The organism is Gulosibacter sediminis, from assembly GCF_014904065.1.
GTDB classification, from domain to species: domain Bacteria; phylum Actinomycetota; class Actinomycetes; order Actinomycetales; family Microbacteriaceae; genus Gulosibacter; species Gulosibacter sediminis.
On the sequence record NZ_JACXJG010000009.1, the window covers coordinates 6,716 to 25,474 of the forward strand.

Below are 18,759 nucleotides of genomic sequence, written 5' to 3' on the forward strand. Positions count from 1 at the left end.
GACACCTTGCCCGTATCCGCGGAGAGCGCCGCGAGCAGCGAGCTTCCGCACTTCGACGGCGGGTACGCCCGCATCCTCCGCCTCAACGACGGTCACCACGCCGTTGCGGGTCGCGGCGATCTCCCATAGATCCTGCCGGTACCCCATCGCACGCCTTCCTGCCAAAACCGTACCTATAACGGTACTTCATTGACACTCTCAGAGTGGACAGCCTGCCCATCTGGGTGCGTCCGAACCGCACGAAAGCGGGCGCAGACGACCGCGAATGCTGAATGACGTATCCGATTAGGGCAGCAGGTCGATCATCTGCGGTCGAGCCTTCATCGCGTGGATCACCAGTTCATCGCCGCTGTCAAAGACGAGAACGACCGTCTCCAAGAGCCGACCACGAGTGTCGAAGCCGAGCCGCAATTGACGCGCCGGACTGTTCTCATCGAGCTCCTCGACCCATACTGCCCACGTCGCCGCCTGAATCGCATCCTCACGGAGAATGCCATGCTTTAGCGCCGAGTCGTGAACGTTCACGCTGCCGGAAGCTGAAGCGCTTCGCGGATGACTTCTGAGCGTGACTTGCCCTCGCGTTCGGCGCGCGCGTCGATCGCGGCGATCTCGTCAAGGGTGAGCCGGAGCGCAACGACCTGAGAGGGCTCAGCACCGCGACCTGGGCGTCCGCGACCGCGCTTTTTCAACGCCGCAACGTCATAGCCAGCCTCGGCTTCAGCAGCCCACGCAGCGATCTGCTCTTCCGTGACGGGAACCCCGTCGATCGTCTCGCGCTCGTTCATTCCATTATTGTATAACGAAAATACTGCATGGGCGGGATAATCCCTCCGCACCAGGGCCAAGCGACGACGCACAGCACCCGGCGACAGCGAGGGAAGCGGGTTCAGTTGAGCCTTGGAGCCGTGGACGCCAGCAAATTCGCGTTCTAGGACGCCGAGGGGAACGCCTCAATCGCCTCGCGCACTCGCGCGTAGACGCTCGGTTCGTAGTGGAACGGGGCCAGGCCCCAGCGGTGACCCGGGTCGGCGCGGAGGTCGTGCATCCGCAGTACCTTGAGGCCGAGGCGCTCGAGGCGGTCGTAGTAGCGCGCGAACATTTGGTTCGCCTGCGGGGCGGCCGTGCCCATCGACCACGGCGTGGTGTTGCCGTCGATGTCTTTCTCGGCCCAGTCGGTCGCGACGACGAGGGTCTTGTCGCGCAGTCCGAACGCGTCGAGCGCGTCGACGAACACCGAGCTCGCGCCGCACCAGCGGAAGAAGTGCTCATCCTCACCGAACTTGAGGTGGCGCGCCCGCTCGACCGCCTCGGCGAGCTCGGGNGATGTTGATGACGTCGATGCTGCGCGTGATGATGCTGCCGTCGGCAAACTCGTAGACGCCGTGGCGCTCATCGACGAGATCCCAGAGCAGCACCTCAGACTTCGTCTTGCCCTGCAGCTCCTCGAGCAGATTGCCCTTGATGTCGCGCATGACGTTGCGCAGCTGGAACTTGCTCGACGTCGTGAACTGCGCCGGCAGGTTCGGGCTCGCGTCGGTGCCCGCCGAGAGCAGCGAGTAGCGGGCGTAGTAGCCGTCAATCGGGAACGCGTCGCGCGGCATCGTCTCGAGCGTGTCCCGGCTGACGCAGCTGCCGAGAATCGTGATCCACGTCGCCGAATCGTCGGTATCGACCTGTTCAGTGCGCCCTGGCTCGGTTCCCATACCTAGCAAGCTATGGCATTTGGCGATGGCTGGTGGGCTGCCACTCTGGGATGCGGTGGATGGCTCGACGCTTTTCCCTACGACCGGGCTCGATGAGGGAGAGTGCCCTCATCGGGCGGCTGCGTTGGTGGGTTTGGCCGCTTTTGCTGCCGCTCGCTTCGCTTCCAGCTCTTGGCGCCGGATGGTTCTTGGCACGGTGGTCCACTCTTTCGGATTACGGCGGTGATCGTCGCGCCCCACGATCTCGAGGATGTAATCGCCTACCTCGTCGAGCTCGCCGGTCACTTCTTCGTACGTGAGCCTCATGACCAGGTACCCGCGGGCGACGAGTTTGCGGTCGCGTTCACGGTCGTTGCGGTACGCCTCTTCGGTGCGGTGATACGTCTGGCTGTCGACCTCGATGACGAGCCGCTTTCCGACGAGGAAGTCGACGCGGCCGACTTCCTCGATCTTCACCTGGGTGCGGTACTTGATTCGATGCTGCTTCAGCCAGATCCGAAGCAGCGACTCGGTGCCCGAGCCGGCCGACGCATCAAAGTGGCGCATGACGGCGGCACCGCGGTGCCCGGCCAGCTCGGCGGCCGACTTCACCTCATCCGCCGTCAGCAGTTTGCGCTCGACCGCAGAGTCGGCGAGCACCGTCGCCTGCGTGCACGTGTAGTGGAGCATCGTCACGAGCAGGGCCGTGTCGGCGTCATCACATGACCTCGGCACGCGTTGGGCGCGCTCACGGTCGAGGTAGTACCAGTTGTGGTTGTCTTTCGCCTTGGTCTTCTTCTTTCTTCGCCGATCGCTGCCGCGCACCGCGAGCGTCTTGATCTCTGCCGGGCACCACACCCCACGTGCCTTGAGCGCGGAGGGGCCCGTTAAGACGCCTCCCGCCTTAACCGCCTGAAGCACATCCGAATTCGCGGGGTAGGACTTTGAGACCCACCAGCCACGCCGCACCTTCTCGATTTGGCCGCTTTTGGCGATCGATTGCACCTCGCGTCGCGTCAGACCTGTGTCGAGGAGTTGCTTCGTTCTGACGACGCCGAAGTTCTGTTCAAAGAGGTAAGTGAGATTCATGCCGCGAGCTAAGCGGCGGGTCAGGTGGGCAGGCCCGCGAGGGTAGTCCGGCTGTGGATGGGTGCGTTTCCACAGGTGGCGCGGTCGGTGTAACTCCCGACCAGGCAAGTGTTTGAGGTGAGAGTTCCTTAACCCGCTCCTCCGTCGGGAGAAGCGCCGCGCGCCGCGCCGGCCTTGCCACCCACTTCCGGTGGCATGCCGCTGGGGACTGGTGCTGCTCGCGGCAGCTACCTGTGGCTGCGGTGCGCTCCGTGGTGCCCTTGCACTCTGATGCACAATTTGCCGGCGCGCGGCATGTAGGCACCGCACCGGTCTTCCCGTCGCAGTTGCAAGGCCCGCTCGGGTGTCGTGCTCAACGAAACTTCTCTGAGCGCGGCCCTGAGTGCCGCCCCGGGGTCCGGACCGTCAGCACCCCATCCTTCTTGCATCGCGACGATGAGTTCGCGCTCGCGCAGCAGCTTCGCGTCCTCTTCTCGCATGAGCCCGGCGTTGACGACCGATGCGATCAGCCCAGGCGCGGCTGGACCTTCGAAGTAGTCCCAGGTCTCTAGCCCCAGACGCTGGCGTTCGTCATCCAGTAGCTGCAGCGCATCCCAGATCTGAGTGGATTCGGCGTCGGTGAGCTTGCCCGACGCGACCAGCGCGCTGGCCATGTCGTAGACCTCGGAGCCACGTCGAGGGCCGACAGCGATGATCTCGACGAGCCCCACCCCGCCCTTGGATGAGGCCATGTACACGACCCTTAGTTCGCGGCCGTCGGCCTCGAGCGTGCTGCATCCGGCGAGCCTGCTGCCGTCCCGATTCCCGAGGGCGTGCTTACCGGCCGGGTTTTGGAAGAGCGTGACGATGCGATCGAAGACTTCAGCACGGCGCGCTTTCGTCAGGTGATTCGCCATCCACTCGATCGAGTGGTCAGTGAAGACAACCTCTGCCTGGTCGTTCGGAAGCTGCTCAATCGGCGGCAAGCAGTCGCTCCCGTGCCGAGGTTGCGTCGAGCATGGAAGACCGTTCGGCCACGAGTAGCGCGGCCGTGTTGAGTACCGTTTGCTCGAGTTCGACCAGCTTTCGGCGCTGATTGTCGTACTCGGCGGGACTCATGACGACGGCGACGGCGTTGCCGTGGTTGGTCAGCACAACGGTGCGCTCCTGTGCTTGGGAAGCGAGCTTGCCGATGCCGTTTCGCTGCGCCACGGTCGTCGGCATCCTCAGCGGCGGTGTTTCGCTCATGGTCTAAGGGTATTCGAGCTTGACCCAAAAGTGCATACTTTTGCCGGATTAGGTGTCACATACTGGCTGCCGGTGGTGCCGTCGGCTCGGTTGCCGCTGGCGAGGGTGGCGCTATCCCCTACGCACAGCCCGGCAGAGGGAACTACCCCTCTGGTACCGGCTGCGTAGGGAAAAGCGTCAGGTTGGGGAGGGTCATGGGAACGGCTACCGCTCGCGAGGTGGCGCAATTCCCTACGCAGGGCCGGGTAGAGGGGACTACCCCTCTGGGGACGGCTACGTAGGGAAAAGCGTCGGGGTGGGAAGGTGCAAGTGCTGCAGCGGCAGAAGCAGACGCAGAAACAGTGGGCGGCGGCGGTGGCAGCAGAGGTGCGGCGGCGGCAGCTGAAGCAGGTGCCGGCTACGGGAGGAGGGCGGGGCCGCCCTCGCCGCGCTGCAGCTCGTTTTCGCGCGAGCGCTCGACGTAGGGGCGGGCCCGCTCGAGCTGCGACTGCAGGTTGGTGATGGTGACCGCGAAGTTCTCGTTCGCGTTGGCGCGGAACTTCTCGACGTCGTCGATCGCCGTGAAGATGTTGTCGTACGCCCGCTGCAGCGTGTCGAGCGAGATCGTCGACGACACCGCCTGCTGCTGAATGCGCGCCGAGTTGTCGCGCAGCATGGCACTCGTCTGCTCGATCATCTGCGAGGTCGTCGAGTTCACGGCATCGATCTGGTCGAGCACGAGCTTCTGGTTCTCAAGCGCCTGCGCCACGACGATTGCGGTGCGCAGCGCCGTCATCGTCGTCGTCTTCGCCCGCTCGACACCGTCGATGAGCTTGAGGTTGTTGTCTTGAATCAGATCCATCGACAGGTACGACTGCACGCTCACCGCAATCTGCGTCTGCACGTCGACGTGGCGCTGGCGCACCGCGAACAGCGCGTCGTGGTCGAGCGCCTGCGCCGCCTCGACGTCGCCTTCCGCATTCAAATCAGCGATGCGGTCGACGAGCGCAGTGTCGAGCTCTGAAAGCAGGCCGCTGAGCTTTTGCAGCTCGATCATTGCCTCCCATAGCGTGCGGCGCTCAACCGCGAGCGCCGCGTTGTCCTTGCGCAGCGCATCCTGCCCATTCTCGAGCGCGCGCAGAATCACGTTGAGCTGCGCCTGGTTCGTCTCGTACTGGCGGAAGTAGCGCTGCAGCTGTTTCACTCCCGGCACCTTGCGCAGCAGGCGGCCGACAAGGCCCGGGTTGTTCTCGGGCTGCAGCTCTTGCACGATGTTGCGCAGGTCGACGAGCGACTTCGACACCGTGACGGCGTGGCCCTCGCCGCCGGCCGACTTCGCCTGGGCGAGCGACTTGTCGAGGAACCGCGACGACGAGCTCGTCGTGGCAGTGATCTCGCGGCGGGCGACCTTCGAGATTGCGCGCACCTGCTCGGTGTACTCGGGCGACTTCGGCTTGAGTTCGCTCAGGCTCGTCACCCAGGTGTTCGCGCGTTGCCGCAGGTCGAGCACGTCGTCGGCCGAGATGTCGGGCAGCATGGCCGGCGCCTTCTTCGGCTCGACGACGTCGACGGGCTCGTGCGCCTCGAGGGGCTCGAACTCTTCGGGTTCTGGCGGGGCGAGTTTCATGGCGTCTCCTGGGCTTGTCGGTGGTTATGGGGCCGGTGGCCCCGAAGCGAATGGGGTGTCGAGGTCGAGCACGCTCTTCGAGCCGGTCTGCTCGAATCGCAGTTGCAGGAACGCGGCGTGCTCGTGCACCGATTGCGTCGTGCCGCGCACGACGCCGGTCTCGATGTGGTCGACGCCCTCGGCGAGCACGGTCACCTGCGTGCCGAGCATGCGCACGTTTTCCTCGACCTGCGCGCGCGACGAGTTGCCCGAGAAGGTCGAGTGCATGCGGTCGTTGTCGATCACGAGGTTGACGATGGTTGGCAGGTAGTCGGTGCCGAGCACGTAGAGCATCTGCACGTCGCCGTCGATGCGCTGGCGCGCGGCGACCTGCGGCATCGTCGTGAGGTTGCGCACCGCGCGAATCAGCCCGACGATGCGGTCGTCGACGTCGGTGTTCGACCAGAGCGGCGAACTGCGCAGCTTGTGCATCGTCAACTCCATCGAGTCGCAGCTCGCCTGCACTTCCTTCAGCACGCCCGCGACATCGTCGGGCTGGCCGGCCGTGATCGTGAGGTGCCCCGGCCGATCGGGCGCCATGACGAACGCCGCGCCCGCGCCGAGTGCGACGCCCACGGCGATGCCGATCGGCGGCGCGAACGAGAGCAGGAGGATCGAGCCGAGTGTGCCGAGCACGCCGACGCCGACCCCGGCGCCGGCGGGGATGAGCCAGCGTGGCCTCACAGATACCCTCGGATCTCGCGGAACGCGGCGGCGAGCGACTCGCTCGTGGCGTCGAACGACCGGCCGCCGGTCAGCATGGCGAGCTCCTCCATCTCTTCGACGCTCGAGTCGCCGAACACGACGGTGTAGACGGGGATGTTCGCGGCCTCGGGGTGCTCCTCGAGGAACTCCGCGTACGCGCTCTCGAACTCCCAGCCCTGCACACCCTCGGTGTTCTCACCATCGGTGAACAGCACGATCGAGGTGAGGGTGCCGTCGCTGCTGTTCTCGAGCGCGATCTCGTACGCCTCGAACACCGTCGAGTAGATGCTCGTGCCGCCGCCCGGCGAGTAGCCGGCCGCGTGCTGCGAAATCTCGTCGAGCGTCTGCTGATACTCGGTCGGGTCACTCGGAATCTCGTAGGTTTCTTGGCTCTTGATCTGGTCGGCGAACTCGAGGTAGGTGATCGTCTCGCGCGGCTGCAGGCGCAGGAACCCGGCGGTGCCCTCGGCATCGGCGCCCGAGAGCACGTCGAGCGNCCGCGGTAAGTTCGTTCATGCGATCGCCCTCAGACATCGAGCCCGAGGTGTCGATGGCGAACACCATGTTCGACGGCTTCTTCACCTCGCTGAGCCAGCTCTCAAGCAGCGCCTGCACCGTCGACAGCTGGTTCGGGAACGGCAGCTCGAACACCGTCGCGTCCATGCTCGGCGGCGTTACCGTCGTGCGGCGGTGCGTCTCGTCGGCGATGCGCTGCTGCGTCTCATCGCTGAGCAGGTAGTCGACCGCGGCGTTGAAGCTCTCGGTCTTCGCCTCGTCCGCGCCGTTGAGCAGCGTGAGCGGGTAGTCGCTCGTGATCACGCCGTCTGACGGGATGATGATCGTGAGGTCGTCATCCATGCCCTGAAGCACCGACTCGTAGTTGAAAATGCCGTCGGCGGCCGTCACGTCCTCGGCGTACTTCTCAGCGAGCCAGCCCGACGAGCCCGACGCGAGCGTCTGGCCCTTCGCGAACTCGACGAGCTGCGGCGNACCGTCTCGATGTTGTCGGTGGTGAGCACCGAGCCGGTGCCCGAGAGCGCCGTCGCGAGCTGCACCACCGTGGTGAAGCCCGAGTTCGACGAGATCGGGCTCGTGAGGCCGTAGGTGAGGTCGCCGCTCGAGGCGGCGTCGNCGACCTCCTGCCAGGTGGGCTGCGCATCCTCAGACCAACCGAGCTCGGCGGCCTTCTCGGGCTGCAGGCCGAGCGCGACCGGCGAGCGCATGATCGACTCGCTCTGCGCGATCATCGACTCGCCCTCGGGGAACAGCGTGAGGTAGCGGTTCGACGGGAACCAGGTCGCATCCCACTCGTTCTCGTCGCTCGCGAGCAACGCCTCGGTGCCGTCGAGCGTGCCGATGTACTCGAACTCGAACGTGACGCCGGTCTCGTCGGCCATGTCGTTGAGAATCGGCTCGAGGTCTTTCACCTCTGAGCCCGCGAGCACGCGGATGACGTTGTCGCTGTTGGCCGCGCCGGTCGGCGAGCATGCCGCGAGCGCGAGGGGCAGGGCGAAGGCGGCGACGAGCGCGCCAGCGAAGCGACGGATGCGTAGGGTCACGGTGATTCGTCCTGTCCGCTCGAGTCTTGCTCGGGGCTATCGGTTTCGGGAGTTGCTGGCGGGGCGCCGGAGACGTCGTAGGCCGAACCAATCTCGGTGAGGAGGTAGTCGAGCATCTCGTAGCTCGGCTCTTGCGCGAGGTTCACGAACGCGCTCGTCGAGGGGTACTGCTCGGAGATCTGCTCTTGCTCGGTGAAGTCGGCGAAGGCGTTCGAGTTCTGGCCGGTGGGGCGGAACCCGTGGGCCGCGAGCAGCGACGCGAGCTCGGGGTCGGTCTCGAGCAGCTGCATCACATCCTGCCCCGCATCTGAGAATGTGACGCCGGTGTGCACCGAGAAGATCGTCGGCGAGGGGTACGCGAGCACCATGCCGTCTTGGATGCGCGAGCCGTCGCGCACCTGCTCTTCGAGAAACTGACCCTCGTAGACGAACACCATCGGCACGGCGCCGATACCCTGCGAGAGATAGTCCTCGAACGGCGCGGCCGACGAGGCGCCGGCGTAGCCCTGCGCGACGAACAGCTGCGTGAGCGTGCCGAGGTAGGGCGCCGCCTGCGACTGACTCGTGAGCACGCTCTCGCCGTTGAGCACATACGCCGCGAGCGCGAGGTACATGCCCGCCGAGTTCGAGGTGCGAATGTCGGTCGAGGTGATCATGACACTGCGCGGCGAGTTGTAGAGGTCGTCGGCGCCCTCGAGCTGATTCCAGCGCGTGTCGCTCTCAACGAGGTCGAGGTAGGCGGCCATGTCGACCTGCCAGGCGCCGTTCGCATCCTGCGTCGCCGCGCCGTTCTGCTCGAGCAGCTCCATCACCGGCTCGAACGTCGCGATCGCGAGCGGTGAGAAGAACGGCTTGTGGGTCGAGAGCACCGCGTCGGGGTGCGTCGACTCGATGTGTTCGGCCGCGATCTCGGAGGCCGGGAACGCGAAGTCGTTCTCGGTGAGGCCGTCGAGGCTCGCCATGTGCCACGAGCCCGAGGTGGTGACGTTGACCTCGTAGCCGTGCTCGGCAAAGACTTCCTGCACGGCCGGGTCTTCGAAGAACGCCTTCTTCTCAGAGCCGACGACGCCCGTCACCTCGGTGAGATTGCCGTTCGACGTGCCGTCGTTGCGGCCGAGGCCCGTGACCTGCAGCACGATCACGGCGATGATGCCCACGACGAGGATCCCGATTCCAATGAAATGGATTGGGCGAAGCTTCATAGGACTGCCTCCGATCCCTGCGAATTCGACTACACGCAGGTGAACGGCTGGCAACGCCCAGGTGTCGCGCTACTCGGGGTCGGTGATCTCGAGCAGCTCGTAGAGCCGCTTCGCCTTGCGGTCGCCCTCGGGCAGCGAGAGCGCCGTGAGCAGCAGGTGGCGCGAGTTGAGCACGGGTGCGGGCACGGTCGCGAGGTCGTATTCGAGGTAGCCCTCGGCGCCCCACTTCGACATGCGGTGCTCCCAGTGGAACAGGTCGTAGATGCTGTGGCCGCCGAGCCGCTCGGTGTCGAACTCGGTGTAGGCGAACCACTGCTCGAGCCGGCGGTGCAGCTCGGGGCTGTCGCCGAACTTCGAGTTCGCGTACTTGCGCGCGAGCAGCGGCGCGCTGAGCGTCTGCTCGTCGGTGTTGCGGTACATGCCCGTGATGATGCCGCCGCCGACGCCGAACAGCGTCGCCGCCTTCGCCGGGATGTTCACATAGAGCGCCGCCGCGAGGTTCGCGTAGCGGCGGTAGCTCGGGAACGTCGCGTTGTAGAGCTCGTCCATGGGCGAACCGCGCTTGACGTTACGCACGTCGATGACGAGATGCGGCAGGCCCGCCGCCGCCGAGACGCGGCCCGCAATGTCGAGGTCGGTGTGCGTGCTCTTCTGCGGCACGTGGAACGGGTGGTAGGTGAAGGTGAGCGCGCCAGCTTCTTGCAGTTCGAGGATGCCCGCGGCGAGGATCGCGCGCGAATCGCGCCCCGAGGTGAGCGGCAGCGAGACCTCAGGGTGAGTGTCGCACCAGTTCGCGACCTGCTGCCGCAGTTCGTCGCGGAAGATGGGGAAGGCAGTTTCTGCGGGCTGCTCTTCGCACCGGTAGCCGCGGGGCGGGAAGAAGCGGCGGTGGGCTGCCTCGGACTTGGCGATGGTGAGGCGGCAGTTCGCCGAGACCTGGCGCACGTGGTCATGCGCGGTGATGAGGCCGGGCATCCAGCGGCCGAAGTCGTCGGCGTAGTCGGGGTGTGTGAGCGCCCAACGTTTCTCGCGGAACGTGAGGCCGCCCGCGTAGTTCGACAGCAGCGCGGTGTGCGAGGCGACGGCCGGCGCGAGGGCCCGGAGGTGCTCGGGCGTTTGCGCGCTGCCCGGCAGGTTTGGGTGCGGGATGGAAGTCGTGTGGGCGAACGGTCCGTCGCTCGGGGCGGGTGCGGTTACAGGCGCCGCGACGCGGATGTTGCCCTGGTCGAGGTAGTAGCAGGCGCGCGTCGCCATCGGGTCGCCATAGACGTCGAGCTCGTCGCCGCGCAGCACGAACGCGACGAAGCGGCCCGAGAGCCAGGTGACGAGTTCGTCGACGCGGATTCGGGATGAGCCGGAGGCCAGATCGGCGCGGGCGGCGGCAAGGAGCTCGCCGGCCACGGCATCGCGGCGGCTCGCGACGGTGCCGCCGCGCGCATCCGGGCCGCGGCTGGACTCTCGGTCACGCGCATCCGCATCGCTGCCGGCCGACCCGCCACGCGCATCCGTCGCCGGGGCGAAGGCGTGGCCGAGGATCAGCACGGCGCAGCGCTCCCCCACCGCCTGCCGATGCTCGAGCTCGGGGTCGATGGCGAAGTGCCAGTCGCCGAGGGTGAGCCGCTGCCAGCGCTCGCGCGGTAGCTCGGGCTCGACGCCGCGGATGCCGATGAACCCCTTCGCGAAGACGTTCTTGTAGCCCCAGTGCTTGTACGCCGGCTTGAGCTGCTGCTCGTGGCGGTGGAACTCGCGGATGGCCGCGAGCCGGCGCGCTTCGGGGTCGCGCGCATCCTGGCCCGAGCGCTGGCCGCCCGCGCCGAGCATCCGCCTCGCCGCTGCCGCGAGCGCGCGCACCCGGCTAGGCACGGGCACCCGGGGCGTGGTCGTCGAGCACACGCTCGAGAATCTCGAGATAGCGCGTCGCGAGGCTCGAGTACGCAACGTGTTCGCGCGCCCACTGCTGGCCAGTGTCGCCGATCTCGAGGCGCTCGGGGTGTTCGATGAGGCCCTTCCAAGCGCCGACGAGGTCGTCGACGTCGCCCGGATGCACGACGGTGCCGGCGTGCGCCTCGAGCAGAATGCCTGCGCTCTCGCCCGCGAGGATGCCGGTGATGTGGCGCCCCGTCGAAAGCAGCTCGTAGAGCTTCGAGGGGATGGTCCAGAGGAACGGCTCCCAGTCGCGCAGCGACACGATGGTCGAGTCGGCCCAGGCGTAGTGGTGCACCACCTCGTTCGGCGGCACGCGGTCGAGGATCTCGATCGGCTCGCCGAGTTGCGCGTTGAGTTGCCGCAGCGCCGGGGCCTCGTGGCCCGCGCCCACGATGCGCGCCGCGAGGCGATAGCCCTGCTGGCGCAGGATCGCGGCCGCGCGAATGATGAGGTCGAGGCCCTGGCTGCGTCCGAGGTTGCCCATGTAGAGCACTCGCAGCTCGGGGTGATCGGCGTCGCGGGCCGGCACTTGCTCGTAGGTTTCGGGCACGGTGCCGTTGCGGATGATCTCGAGGTGTTCGACACCGCGCTCCTCGAGCACGCCAGCGAACGCGCTCGTCGTCGTGACGACCTGCCCCGCCGAGAGTTGCGCGCGCGTGACCGATTCGTGGATGCGCCGCTTGACCATCGCAACCGGGCCGCGGCCGTTCGCGAGACCGGGCGTGTAGGTGACGAGGTCGGGCCAAGCGTCGCGCATCTCGGTGATGACGGGCAGGCTGAACTTACGGCCGAGCCAGTTGCCGGCGTAGATCGTCTCGATGGCGGGGGCCGTCGCGACGATGATGTCGGGGCGGATGCGGCCCTTCTTGATGAGCTGCGCCGCGCGGCGGGCGGTGGATGCGGCGGCCGTCGTGTGGTCGAAGGTGCGCGTGATGATGTCGCCGCGGTGCGGCAGCCAGCCGCTGCGGAATACCTCGACGCCGTGCTCGGTCGTCGTGTGGCTGCCGGCGCGATAGGTGCGGCGGTAGTGTTTCGCAAGCTTGCCCGACGGGTAGTGCGGCGGCGGGGTGATCACCGCGACCTCGTGCCCGCGCTCGACGAACTCTCGCGTGAGCGCGCCCCAGCGTCGCTGCGGGGCACCGTCTTCGGGGGCGAAATAGTGGGTCAGCAGTAAAACCCGCACGTATCCCCTCCTCTTCGCTCCCGAGTACTCGTCGTTTCAGAATACGGGGTGCCTACCATGGCGTGGAACGACCATGGGATACTGCCGTCATGGAACACGAGGAAGCGAACCGCGCCGAGCCCCGCCAGCGAACCCGCGCACAGCGCCGCCGCCGCAACATCTGGATCGCCATTGGCTCGGTTTTCCTCGTACTCGTATTGGCCGCCGGTGCCGCGATCTACTCGGTGTACGCGCGCTGGGGCAACACCGAGACGATTCAGGATGCGTTCCCCGACGAGACCGTGCGCCCCACCGAGAACACGAGCGGCTCGATGAACATCCTGCTGCTCGGCTCCGACTCGCGCGACGACCAGGCCTCGACCGAACTCGACGGCACCGGATCGCGCGCCGACACGATGATCGTGGCGCACATCCCGGCCGACCGCTCGGGCGTGCAGATGATGTCGATCATGCGCGACTCGTGGGTGGATATTCCGGGTTACGGCATGAACAAGATCAATGCCGCGATGGCATACGGCGGCGTACCGCTCGTGATTCAGACCGTTGAGGGCATCATCGACCAGCGCATCGACCACGTCGTGATGGTCGACTTCGAAGGGTTCAAGGACATCACCGACGCGCTCGGCGGCGTCACCGTGAACAACCCGACTGAGTTCACCTCGGGATCGCCGACAAACGAGCACTACCCTGCCGGGCAGATCACGCTCTCGGGCGACCGCGCGCTCGCGTTCGTGCGCGAGCGGTACGCGTTCACCGACGGCGACTACCAGCGCGTCGAGAACCAGCAGCTGTTCCTGAAGGCTGTGGCCGACAAGATGCTGAGCCGCGACGTGCTGACGAACCCGGTGACGCTCAACTCGCTGCTGAACTCGGTCGTGCCGTACATTGCGCGTGACTCGGAGCTGACGGTGAACGCCATGGTCGACCTCGGCACGAGCATGGCGTCGATCAAGAGCAGCGACATCACGTCGTTCACGCTGCCGACGACCGGCACCGGCGACGAGGGCGGTCAGTCGGTCGTCTACCTCAACGACGCCGAGCTGCCCACCGTGCAGCAGCACTTCGCCGACGACACCCTGGCTGGGTACGACCCGCCTGCGCGGTAATTCTCTGCTTGCGTGACGTTGGCGGCCGGCCGATGGGTCAGGCGTCGAGGCCGAGCGTCTGCATGACGTGCCAGACGCGCTCGCGCTGCGCCGCATCCAGGCCCTGAATGGGCAGCGGTAGGCTGCGCTCCGGCGCGAGACCGAGGTGCTCGGCGATCGCCGCGACCACGCGCAGGCTGCCGCCGAGTTCGGCGAACAGCTGCCACAGCGGCGCGAGTCGCTCTGAGGCGGCGGATGCTCCGGTCGCGTCGCCGGCGAGGGCCGCGCGGGTGATCTCGAGCGCGGGCTTGGGCAGCGTTCCGCCGATCACCGAGTACCAGACGTCGCAACCGGCGCTGAGTCCGGTCGCGGCGAACGCGTCGCCCGAGATGCCGATGGTGACGTGCTCGGGAATCGCGGCGCGGATCTCGGCGACGCGGGCCTGCACCGACGCGAGGTCGCCCGGCACGCCGGGGATCTTGATCGACGCGATACCCGGCAGCTGCGCGATGCGGCCGTAGAGCTCGGTCGTGAAGGTGAAGTGTGTGGTGCCGGGGTTGTCGTAGACGACGACCGGCAGTTCGCTCGCGTCGGTCACGGCGCGGAACAGCTCAAACACGTCGTCGTGTGTGAGCGGCTGGTACGTCATCGGGGCGAGCAACACCGCCTGCGCGCCGGCCCGCGCCGCATTCTCGACGTTCTTCAGCACATCCGAAGTGCGGAGCGCGCCGACTCCGACCGCGACCGGGGTCTCGCCAGCGTGCTGCACGGCCAGCTGCGCGACCCGGGCGCGCTCTTCAACCGAGAGGTACGCGTACGAGCCGGTCGAGCCGAGCGCGGTGATCGCATCTACGCCCGCGGCCGCGAGGCGCTCGACGAGGCCGGCGAAGGCGTGCTCGTCAACGCGGTCATCGGCGAGCGGCGTGAGTGGAAACGCGTTGAGGCCAGTGAACACGGTGAACTCCTGAGGGTCGGGCGGTGACAGTGTCGAGTTTGTCATTAGCGACTCGGCCATGCATGAGTCGACTACCACCAATGCATCGCGACAACGCTAATCACTGCGCCCGCGGGCGAACACGAGCCCGCGCATCCGGGCGGGTTGGGGCAGCAGTACGGCAGAAGTAATGAGCGCTGCGGCTTGGCGGATGCGCTGGTTACGAGCGCGGCCCGGCCGGGGGTTGCGGCGGTCGGCCTTGGTTCGGGGCCGCCCCAGCGTTCGGGGCCTGACCCGCGCCCGGTGTCGAGCCAGCGCTGGGTGCCGAGCCTGCGCCCGGCGCCGACGCGGCCTGCTGCTCGCGGCGCCACGCCTCTTCGGCCGCGAGGACGCGCTGCGTCTGGGGGTCGAGGGCGCGGCCAGTGCGGCGCGCATCCGCGGCGCGCATGTGCGCGGCCGCCACCGTCGCGCGGGCCTGCGCCTCGAACCAGCGGTGCGAGGTGTCGTCCTTCGCCGCGCGGATCGCGAGCTTCGAGAGCTCTTCGTGCAGCCCGTTGATCAGCTCGCCCGACACGGCCGGGAGGATCGGGTGAATCGGCCCGGCGACGGTGTCGATGCGCACGTTGCCGACGCCGGCCATGCGCTCGAGCAGCGACGTGCGCGACGTCACCGACTGGATGCGCTCACCCGGCACCATCGCAATCGACCGCGTGAGCCAGCCGGTGCGAATGTAGACGAGCCCACCGTCGATGGCCCCACCGATAAAGCGGATGCTGAACGGGTGCATCCACCACGCGCGCATGGGCGCCGGCGTGAACTCGCGGTTGCGGCCGCCCTTGAAGCCCGACTCGAGCAGCTGCGCGGTGCGCGGGTTCATGTGCATCGGCATGATGAGCTGCAGCACGCGCTCGACCTCGTCACGCGTGCCGACCGGCAGCACGATGAAGCGCTGCAGTGCGTTCTGCTGCTCCTGCTGCGAGGAACCAGTCCGCACATCCGCACGGTTGACGCGAATCGAGTACCACTTGAACGGCTTCCACAGCACCGGCTGCCGCACCTCAATCGCGTGGATGCGCCCCGGCGGCAGCGTGTCGTTCGTCTGGCTGAGGATGCCGCGGCCGATGCGCAGACCGTCGGGCGTGCCCGCGATCGTGTACTGCATGTTGCCGAGCGCGGTGCTGCCCGCCGAGACGAGGGTGATGAACAGAATGAAGCCGATCGTGCCGACCGAACCGAACAGCCAGGCGACGTCAAAGCCGAACGGCACGTCTCTGGGCAGGGCCGCCCCGAGGATGCCGCGCACGACGACGTAGCCGATGATGCTCGCGACGAGGAGGATCGCCGCCGCGAGTACGCCGCCGAGCGCCGCGGTCGCGGCCATGCGGGCGGGCTTCACGCGCACGACCGACTGTTCGGCGACCATTTCTGGGCTGAGTTCGGGCCCGGCGAAGTCCTCGACCGCGCGGTCGACGAAGGCGCTGAGTTGGCCGCGGCGCGGGGCCGGCGGCGGGGTCGCGCCCGGCTGCATCGGGGAGCCAGGGATGCCCGGCGCCGCGGGTCCGCCGAACTGGCCTGGTGCCTGGGATGCGGGGGACGCCGCCTGCTCGGCGAGCTGATGGCGACGCTCGGTCTGACGCTTCTTGGCCCCGGATGCGCGGCGCAGAAGTTCGGCGCGCAGCCCGTTCGCCTGGTCGGCGTTGAGGTATTTCAGCGAGAAGCCGGCTTTGTCGCCCGCGCCCGACGTCTCAACGTCGGTGAGGTTGAAGATGCGCGCGAACACCGGGCGGTTGAGGTTGACCGACTGGAGGCGATCGAAGCGCACCTGGCGGTTCGACTTATTCAGCACGCCCTTGCGCAGTTCGAAGACCTCGTCGGTGAGCCGGAACTCGGTGTTGCGGTAACCGAGCCACGTGCCGAGGATCGCGAGCACAAACACGACAAACACGCCAACCAGCGTCAGCATGATGACAAAGCCAGGCAGGCCGTCCTCTGCCACGGCGGGCAGGAAGCTCATGAGCAGCACGATGCCGGCCCAGAAGAACGCGAAAATGCCGCCGACGATGTTGATCCATAGGGTGGCCGGATGCAGTCGGTGCCAGTGTCCGTCGGCGAGGTCGTCGCCGCGCCCAGGGGCCTGTGGTGGGAACTGCTGGGGGTAGCCCTGCTGGTGCTGTTGGGGCTGGCCCTGCTGCGGATGCTGCGACTGACCCGGGTACTGGCCGAAGCCCTGTTGCTGCGGCTGACCCGGCTGCTGCTGCGGGTTGCCCCGTTGCTGGCCGAATCCCTGGCGTGACTGCGAAGGCTGCTGCCCGTGGACCTGCTGCCCCGCGGGCTGCCCGTTCGGTGCCTGCTGGAACGTCGGCCGCCCGGGCGTCTGCCCGTATTGCGGCCCGGGCTGCTGCCCGAACGGCTGGTGCGCCGGGTACTGCTGCTGGTGCTGACCAAACTGGCCCTGCGCATCCGCGGGTTGCTGCCCGGCCCGACCCGACGCATCCTGGCCCTGGCCCCCGGCCTGAGCCTGCGCATCCTGGCCCCCGGTGGGCGCCGGTGGCCGCTCCTGCTCGAACTCGTCTGCCATTACAGACCAGCCCGTCGCGTTTCGGCGACGCGGATGAGGTGGTCGCGCAGTTCGTCGGCCTCGGTAGGGGTGAGGCCCGGGATGCTCACGTTCGTCGACGCCGCGGCGGTGACGGTGGTGAGCGACGCGATGCCGAGCATGCGGTCGAGCAGGCCGCGGCTCACGTCGATCACCTGGAGACGGCCGTACGGCACCGCGACGAGGCGTTTGGCGATGACGCCGCGCTTGAAGACGAGGTCATCCTCGCGCAGGGCGTAGCCGATGCTGCGCACGCGGATGAACGACATCGGAATCTCGATGGCCGCGATGACGACGAAGACAGCACCGATGATCCACCACGGGAACGGGCCAGGAATGAAGGAGAGGCCGATCGTGACGCCCACGAAAATCACCAGCCAGATGATGGCGCCGACCAAGGTGCGGAACGCGAGCTTCGGCGAAATCCTGCGCCATTGAATGCCGGGCGTATCGGGGAATTGCATTGGTGCCTCTCGACCTCGGGTGCGGTGTCCCGGGAAAGCCTAGCTACCCGCGCGGCTCCGCGGCGCCGGAATCATGCCTGCGATGGATGCTCGGTAGCGGCTCGAGCGAGTTGTTGACCGCCGGGCACAAACTCGACCTGGTGGTACTGGTGTGACCCGTGTTGAATACAACGTGGCTACCTTCTGGTGATGCCCATACCGCAATTCTCCTGCGATAATGCAGTGAATACGCAGAGTCTGCGCCTGCTCTAGAGAACGGCAACACCCCAGTGACCCAGCCCCTTAACGACTATGGCGGACTGCTCGAAGAGGCAGGGCCCGGCGCGTTCGCGCGGTTTTCGGCCTGGATGCGTCAGCCGCGCAACCTGCTCGTCGTGGGTATCGTAGCGGTCGCACTGGTGGTCGCTGGTGGCGCGCTTGCGATGATGCTGCAGCAGGGCGGGCAGGCTCCGATGGCGACCGAATCACCGACATCGACGCCGTCGCTGAGCGAGACGCCCGACAAGTCGCAGAGCCCGACGCCGTCGCGGCCGGCGACGCGCAAGCCTGTGCCGACCGAGTCGCTGCCGCAGGCGCCGAAGCCGGATAACGACAGCCCCGAGGTTCCGATTGACCCGAATGCGGGTGGATCTGGGACGGGTGGCTCTGGGTCAGGCGGGTCTGGGTCAGGCGGCAGCGGCTCGGGTGGCACCGGCGGCGACATCGAGCCTTGCGCTGACGGGCTGCAGCTCGACGCGAACGGCACCTGCGTGCCGGTTTCGACTGACACGGACGGGTCGACCGACGGCACTGCCGGCGGTGGCGGCGAGACGAACACCGGCGGCCCCGGCGACACATCCGGCAACGGCGACTCGAGCGGCGAGTCGCCGACCGACCCGTCGACGCCCGACAGCGAAGGTGATGCCGACTCGAACGCCGCAAGTCCCCACGACAGCGTGACCGACGTCGTCAGCTAGCGGGCACACGGGCCACTCACCGCACCCGCCCCAGGGATACGAGAGCGACGCTCGTTCGACATCGGCATGCTGCATTCGTTTCTAGGTTGCGGCCGTGAGTGACGCGCGCCGGGAACCTGACCTGACCGATGCAACACACCTGTTCAATGCTCTCGGCAACGAGTCGCGGGCCTGGGCAACGAGTCGAGGCTCTGGCTGTTGCGACTCATCGGCGACGTGCTAAAAACTGCGGGCCAAGTGACGATGGCGACGAGAATGTCGCGGCCGCTGGCCTGCCACCACCTCGCACGCTGCGACGATCGAGCCTCGTGCTCGCCAGCCGCAGCGGCAAAGAGGCGTCGCTCGAGCCGGCCGATATGCGCGTTTCGCACGTCATCGCTGATGCCGATGACGCCGATGTCTTACCCGACGCAACGCACGATGCCACCCCGGCGTGCATCTACCCGACGTCCACCACCTAACAACCCACCCAAGACGCCCCCGCCCAGGCAGTTGAGTGGTCACTT

19 protein-coding genes and 1 pseudogene are annotated in these 18,759 nt (G+C 67.2%); 3 read left to right on the forward strand and 17 right to left on the reverse strand.

Translation table 11 applies throughout. From position 1 onward, the window contains the following. Positions 1–285: 285 nt before the first annotated feature. The 14 genes and pseudogenes from ID132_RS13625 to ID132_RS04745 all read right to left on the reverse strand — a co-directional run bounded on the left by ID132_RS13625 (position 286) and on the right by ID132_RS04745 (position 12,218). Positions 286–525: a toxin gene (locus tag ID132_RS13625; RefSeq protein WP_193127972.1), complete on the reverse strand. Its 240-nt coding sequence runs from the start codon at positions 523–525 to the stop codon at positions 286–288. Next, positions 522–785 carry a ribbon-helix-helix protein, CopG family gene (locus ID132_RS04685; RefSeq protein WP_193127973.1) on the reverse strand — a complete coding sequence of 88 codons (264 nt, stop codon included), beginning with the start codon at positions 783–785 and terminating at the stop codon, positions 522–524. Before ID132_RS04685 ends, ID132_RS13625 begins: the two co-directional genes overlap by 4 nt. A gap of 143 nt (positions 786–928) precedes the next feature. After that, positions 929–1,369: a DUF6270 domain-containing protein gene (locus ID132_RS04690; protein WP_235988312.1), complete on the reverse strand. Its 441-nt coding sequence runs from the start codon at positions 1,367–1,369 to the stop codon at positions 929–931. Beyond that, a complete protein-coding gene (locus ID132_RS13630) occupies positions 1,272–1,703 on the reverse strand; it encodes a DUF6270 domain-containing protein (RefSeq protein ID WP_193127975.1) in 432 nt (143 codons plus the stop codon). Before ID132_RS13630 ends, ID132_RS04690 begins: the two co-directional genes overlap by 98 nt. A gap of 108 nt (positions 1,704–1,811) precedes the next feature. Further along, positions 1,812–2,603, reverse strand: coding sequence for an endonuclease domain-containing protein (locus ID132_RS14670; RefSeq protein WP_211198270.1), 792 nt, complete (start codon positions 2,601–2,603; stop codon positions 1,812–1,814). A gap of 48 nt (positions 2,604–2,651) precedes the next feature. Continuing rightward, positions 2,652–2,771 (reverse strand): annotated as a pseudogene (locus ID132_RS15150) (type IV toxin-antitoxin system AbiEi family antitoxin domain-containing protein); the annotation flags it as partial. Between the two features lie 227 nt (positions 2,772–2,998). Next, complete coding sequence (locus tag ID132_RS04705) at positions 2,999–3,667, reverse strand: hypothetical protein (RefSeq protein ID WP_193127977.1); 669 nt, start codon at positions 3,665–3,667, stop codon at positions 2,999–3,001. A gap of 55 nt (positions 3,668–3,722) precedes the next feature. Then, the gene (locus ID132_RS04710; RefSeq protein ID WP_193127978.1) at positions 3,723–3,998 is read right to left on the reverse strand and encodes a type II toxin-antitoxin system Phd/YefM family antitoxin; all 276 of its coding nucleotides are present in this window, start codon (positions 3,996–3,998) and stop codon (positions 3,723–3,725) included. 397 nt (positions 3,999–4,395) lie between these two features. Continuing rightward, positions 4,396–5,604: a toxic anion resistance protein gene (locus ID132_RS04715; RefSeq protein WP_193127979.1), complete on the reverse strand. Its 1,209-nt coding sequence runs from the start codon at positions 5,602–5,604 to the stop codon at positions 4,396–4,398. 24 nt (positions 5,605–5,628) lie between these two features. After that, positions 5,629–6,327, reverse strand: a complete 699-nt coding sequence (locus tag ID132_RS04720) for a hypothetical protein (RefSeq protein WP_193127980.1) — start codon at positions 6,325–6,327, stop codon at positions 5,629–5,631. Next, positions 6,324–6,836 carry a vWA domain-containing protein gene (locus ID132_RS04725; protein ID WP_193127981.1) on the reverse strand — a complete coding sequence of 171 codons (513 nt, stop codon included), beginning with the start codon at positions 6,834–6,836 and terminating at the stop codon, positions 6,324–6,326. Before ID132_RS04725 ends, ID132_RS04720 begins: the two co-directional genes overlap by 4 nt. Positions 6,837–7,903: 1,067 nt before the next feature. Continuing rightward, entirely contained in the window at positions 7,904–9,109 is a 1,206-nt protein-coding gene (locus ID132_RS04735; protein ID WP_193127983.1) for a hypothetical protein, read from the reverse strand. Positions 9,110–9,178: 69 nt separating this feature from the next. Next, positions 9,179–11,002: a hypothetical protein gene (locus ID132_RS04740; protein WP_211198271.1), complete on the reverse strand. Its 1,824-nt coding sequence runs from the start codon at positions 11,000–11,002 to the stop codon at positions 9,179–9,181. Next, positions 10,965–12,218, reverse strand: a complete 1,254-nt coding sequence (locus tag ID132_RS04745; protein WP_193127985.1) for a glycosyltransferase family 4 protein — start codon at positions 12,216–12,218, stop codon at positions 10,965–10,967. The genes ID132_RS04740 and ID132_RS04745 overlap by 38 nt, the downstream gene beginning before the upstream one ends. An 89-nt stretch (positions 12,219–12,307) precedes the next feature. Here ID132_RS04745 and ID132_RS04750 point away from each other — a divergent pair, with 89 nt between their 5' ends. Further along, positions 12,308–13,324 (forward strand): LCP family protein, encoded by a 1,017-nt coding sequence (locus ID132_RS04750; protein WP_193127986.1) that lies wholly within the window; start codon positions 12,308–12,310, stop codon positions 13,322–13,324. Between the two features lie 37 nt (positions 13,325–13,361). On the opposite strand, the gene ID132_RS04755 is transcribed toward ID132_RS04750, so the two are convergent. The 3 genes from ID132_RS04755 to ID132_RS04765 all read right to left on the reverse strand — a co-directional run bounded on the left by ID132_RS04755 (position 13,362) and on the right by ID132_RS04765 (position 17,297). Then, positions 13,362–14,258 (reverse strand): dihydrodipicolinate synthase family protein, encoded by an 897-nt coding sequence (locus ID132_RS04755; RefSeq protein WP_328743694.1) that lies wholly within the window; start codon positions 14,256–14,258, stop codon positions 13,362–13,364. A gap of 199 nt (positions 14,259–14,457) precedes the next feature. Then, positions 14,458–16,815 carry a PH domain-containing protein gene (locus ID132_RS04760; protein ID WP_193127988.1) on the reverse strand — a complete coding sequence of 786 codons (2,358 nt, stop codon included), beginning with the start codon at positions 16,813–16,815 and terminating at the stop codon, positions 14,458–14,460. Further along, a complete protein-coding gene (locus ID132_RS04765) occupies positions 16,815–17,297 on the reverse strand; it encodes a PH domain-containing protein (protein WP_193127989.1) in 483 nt (160 codons plus the stop codon). Before ID132_RS04765 ends, ID132_RS04760 begins: the two co-directional genes overlap by 1 nt. Positions 17,298–17,566: 269 nt before the next feature. Between ID132_RS04765 and ID132_RS04770 the strand changes: the two genes are divergently transcribed. Both ID132_RS04770 and ID132_RS04775 read left to right on the forward strand, forming a co-directional pair. Then, positions 17,567–18,253, forward strand: a complete 687-nt coding sequence (locus ID132_RS04770) for a hypothetical protein (RefSeq protein ID WP_193127990.1) — start codon at positions 17,567–17,569, stop codon at positions 18,251–18,253. Between the two features lie 308 nt (positions 18,254–18,561). Next, the gene (locus tag ID132_RS04775; protein WP_193127991.1) at positions 18,562–18,714 is read left to right on the forward strand and encodes a hypothetical protein; all 153 of its coding nucleotides are present in this window, start codon (positions 18,562–18,564) and stop codon (positions 18,712–18,714) included. The last annotated feature ends 45 nt before the right edge of the window (positions 18,715–18,759 follow it).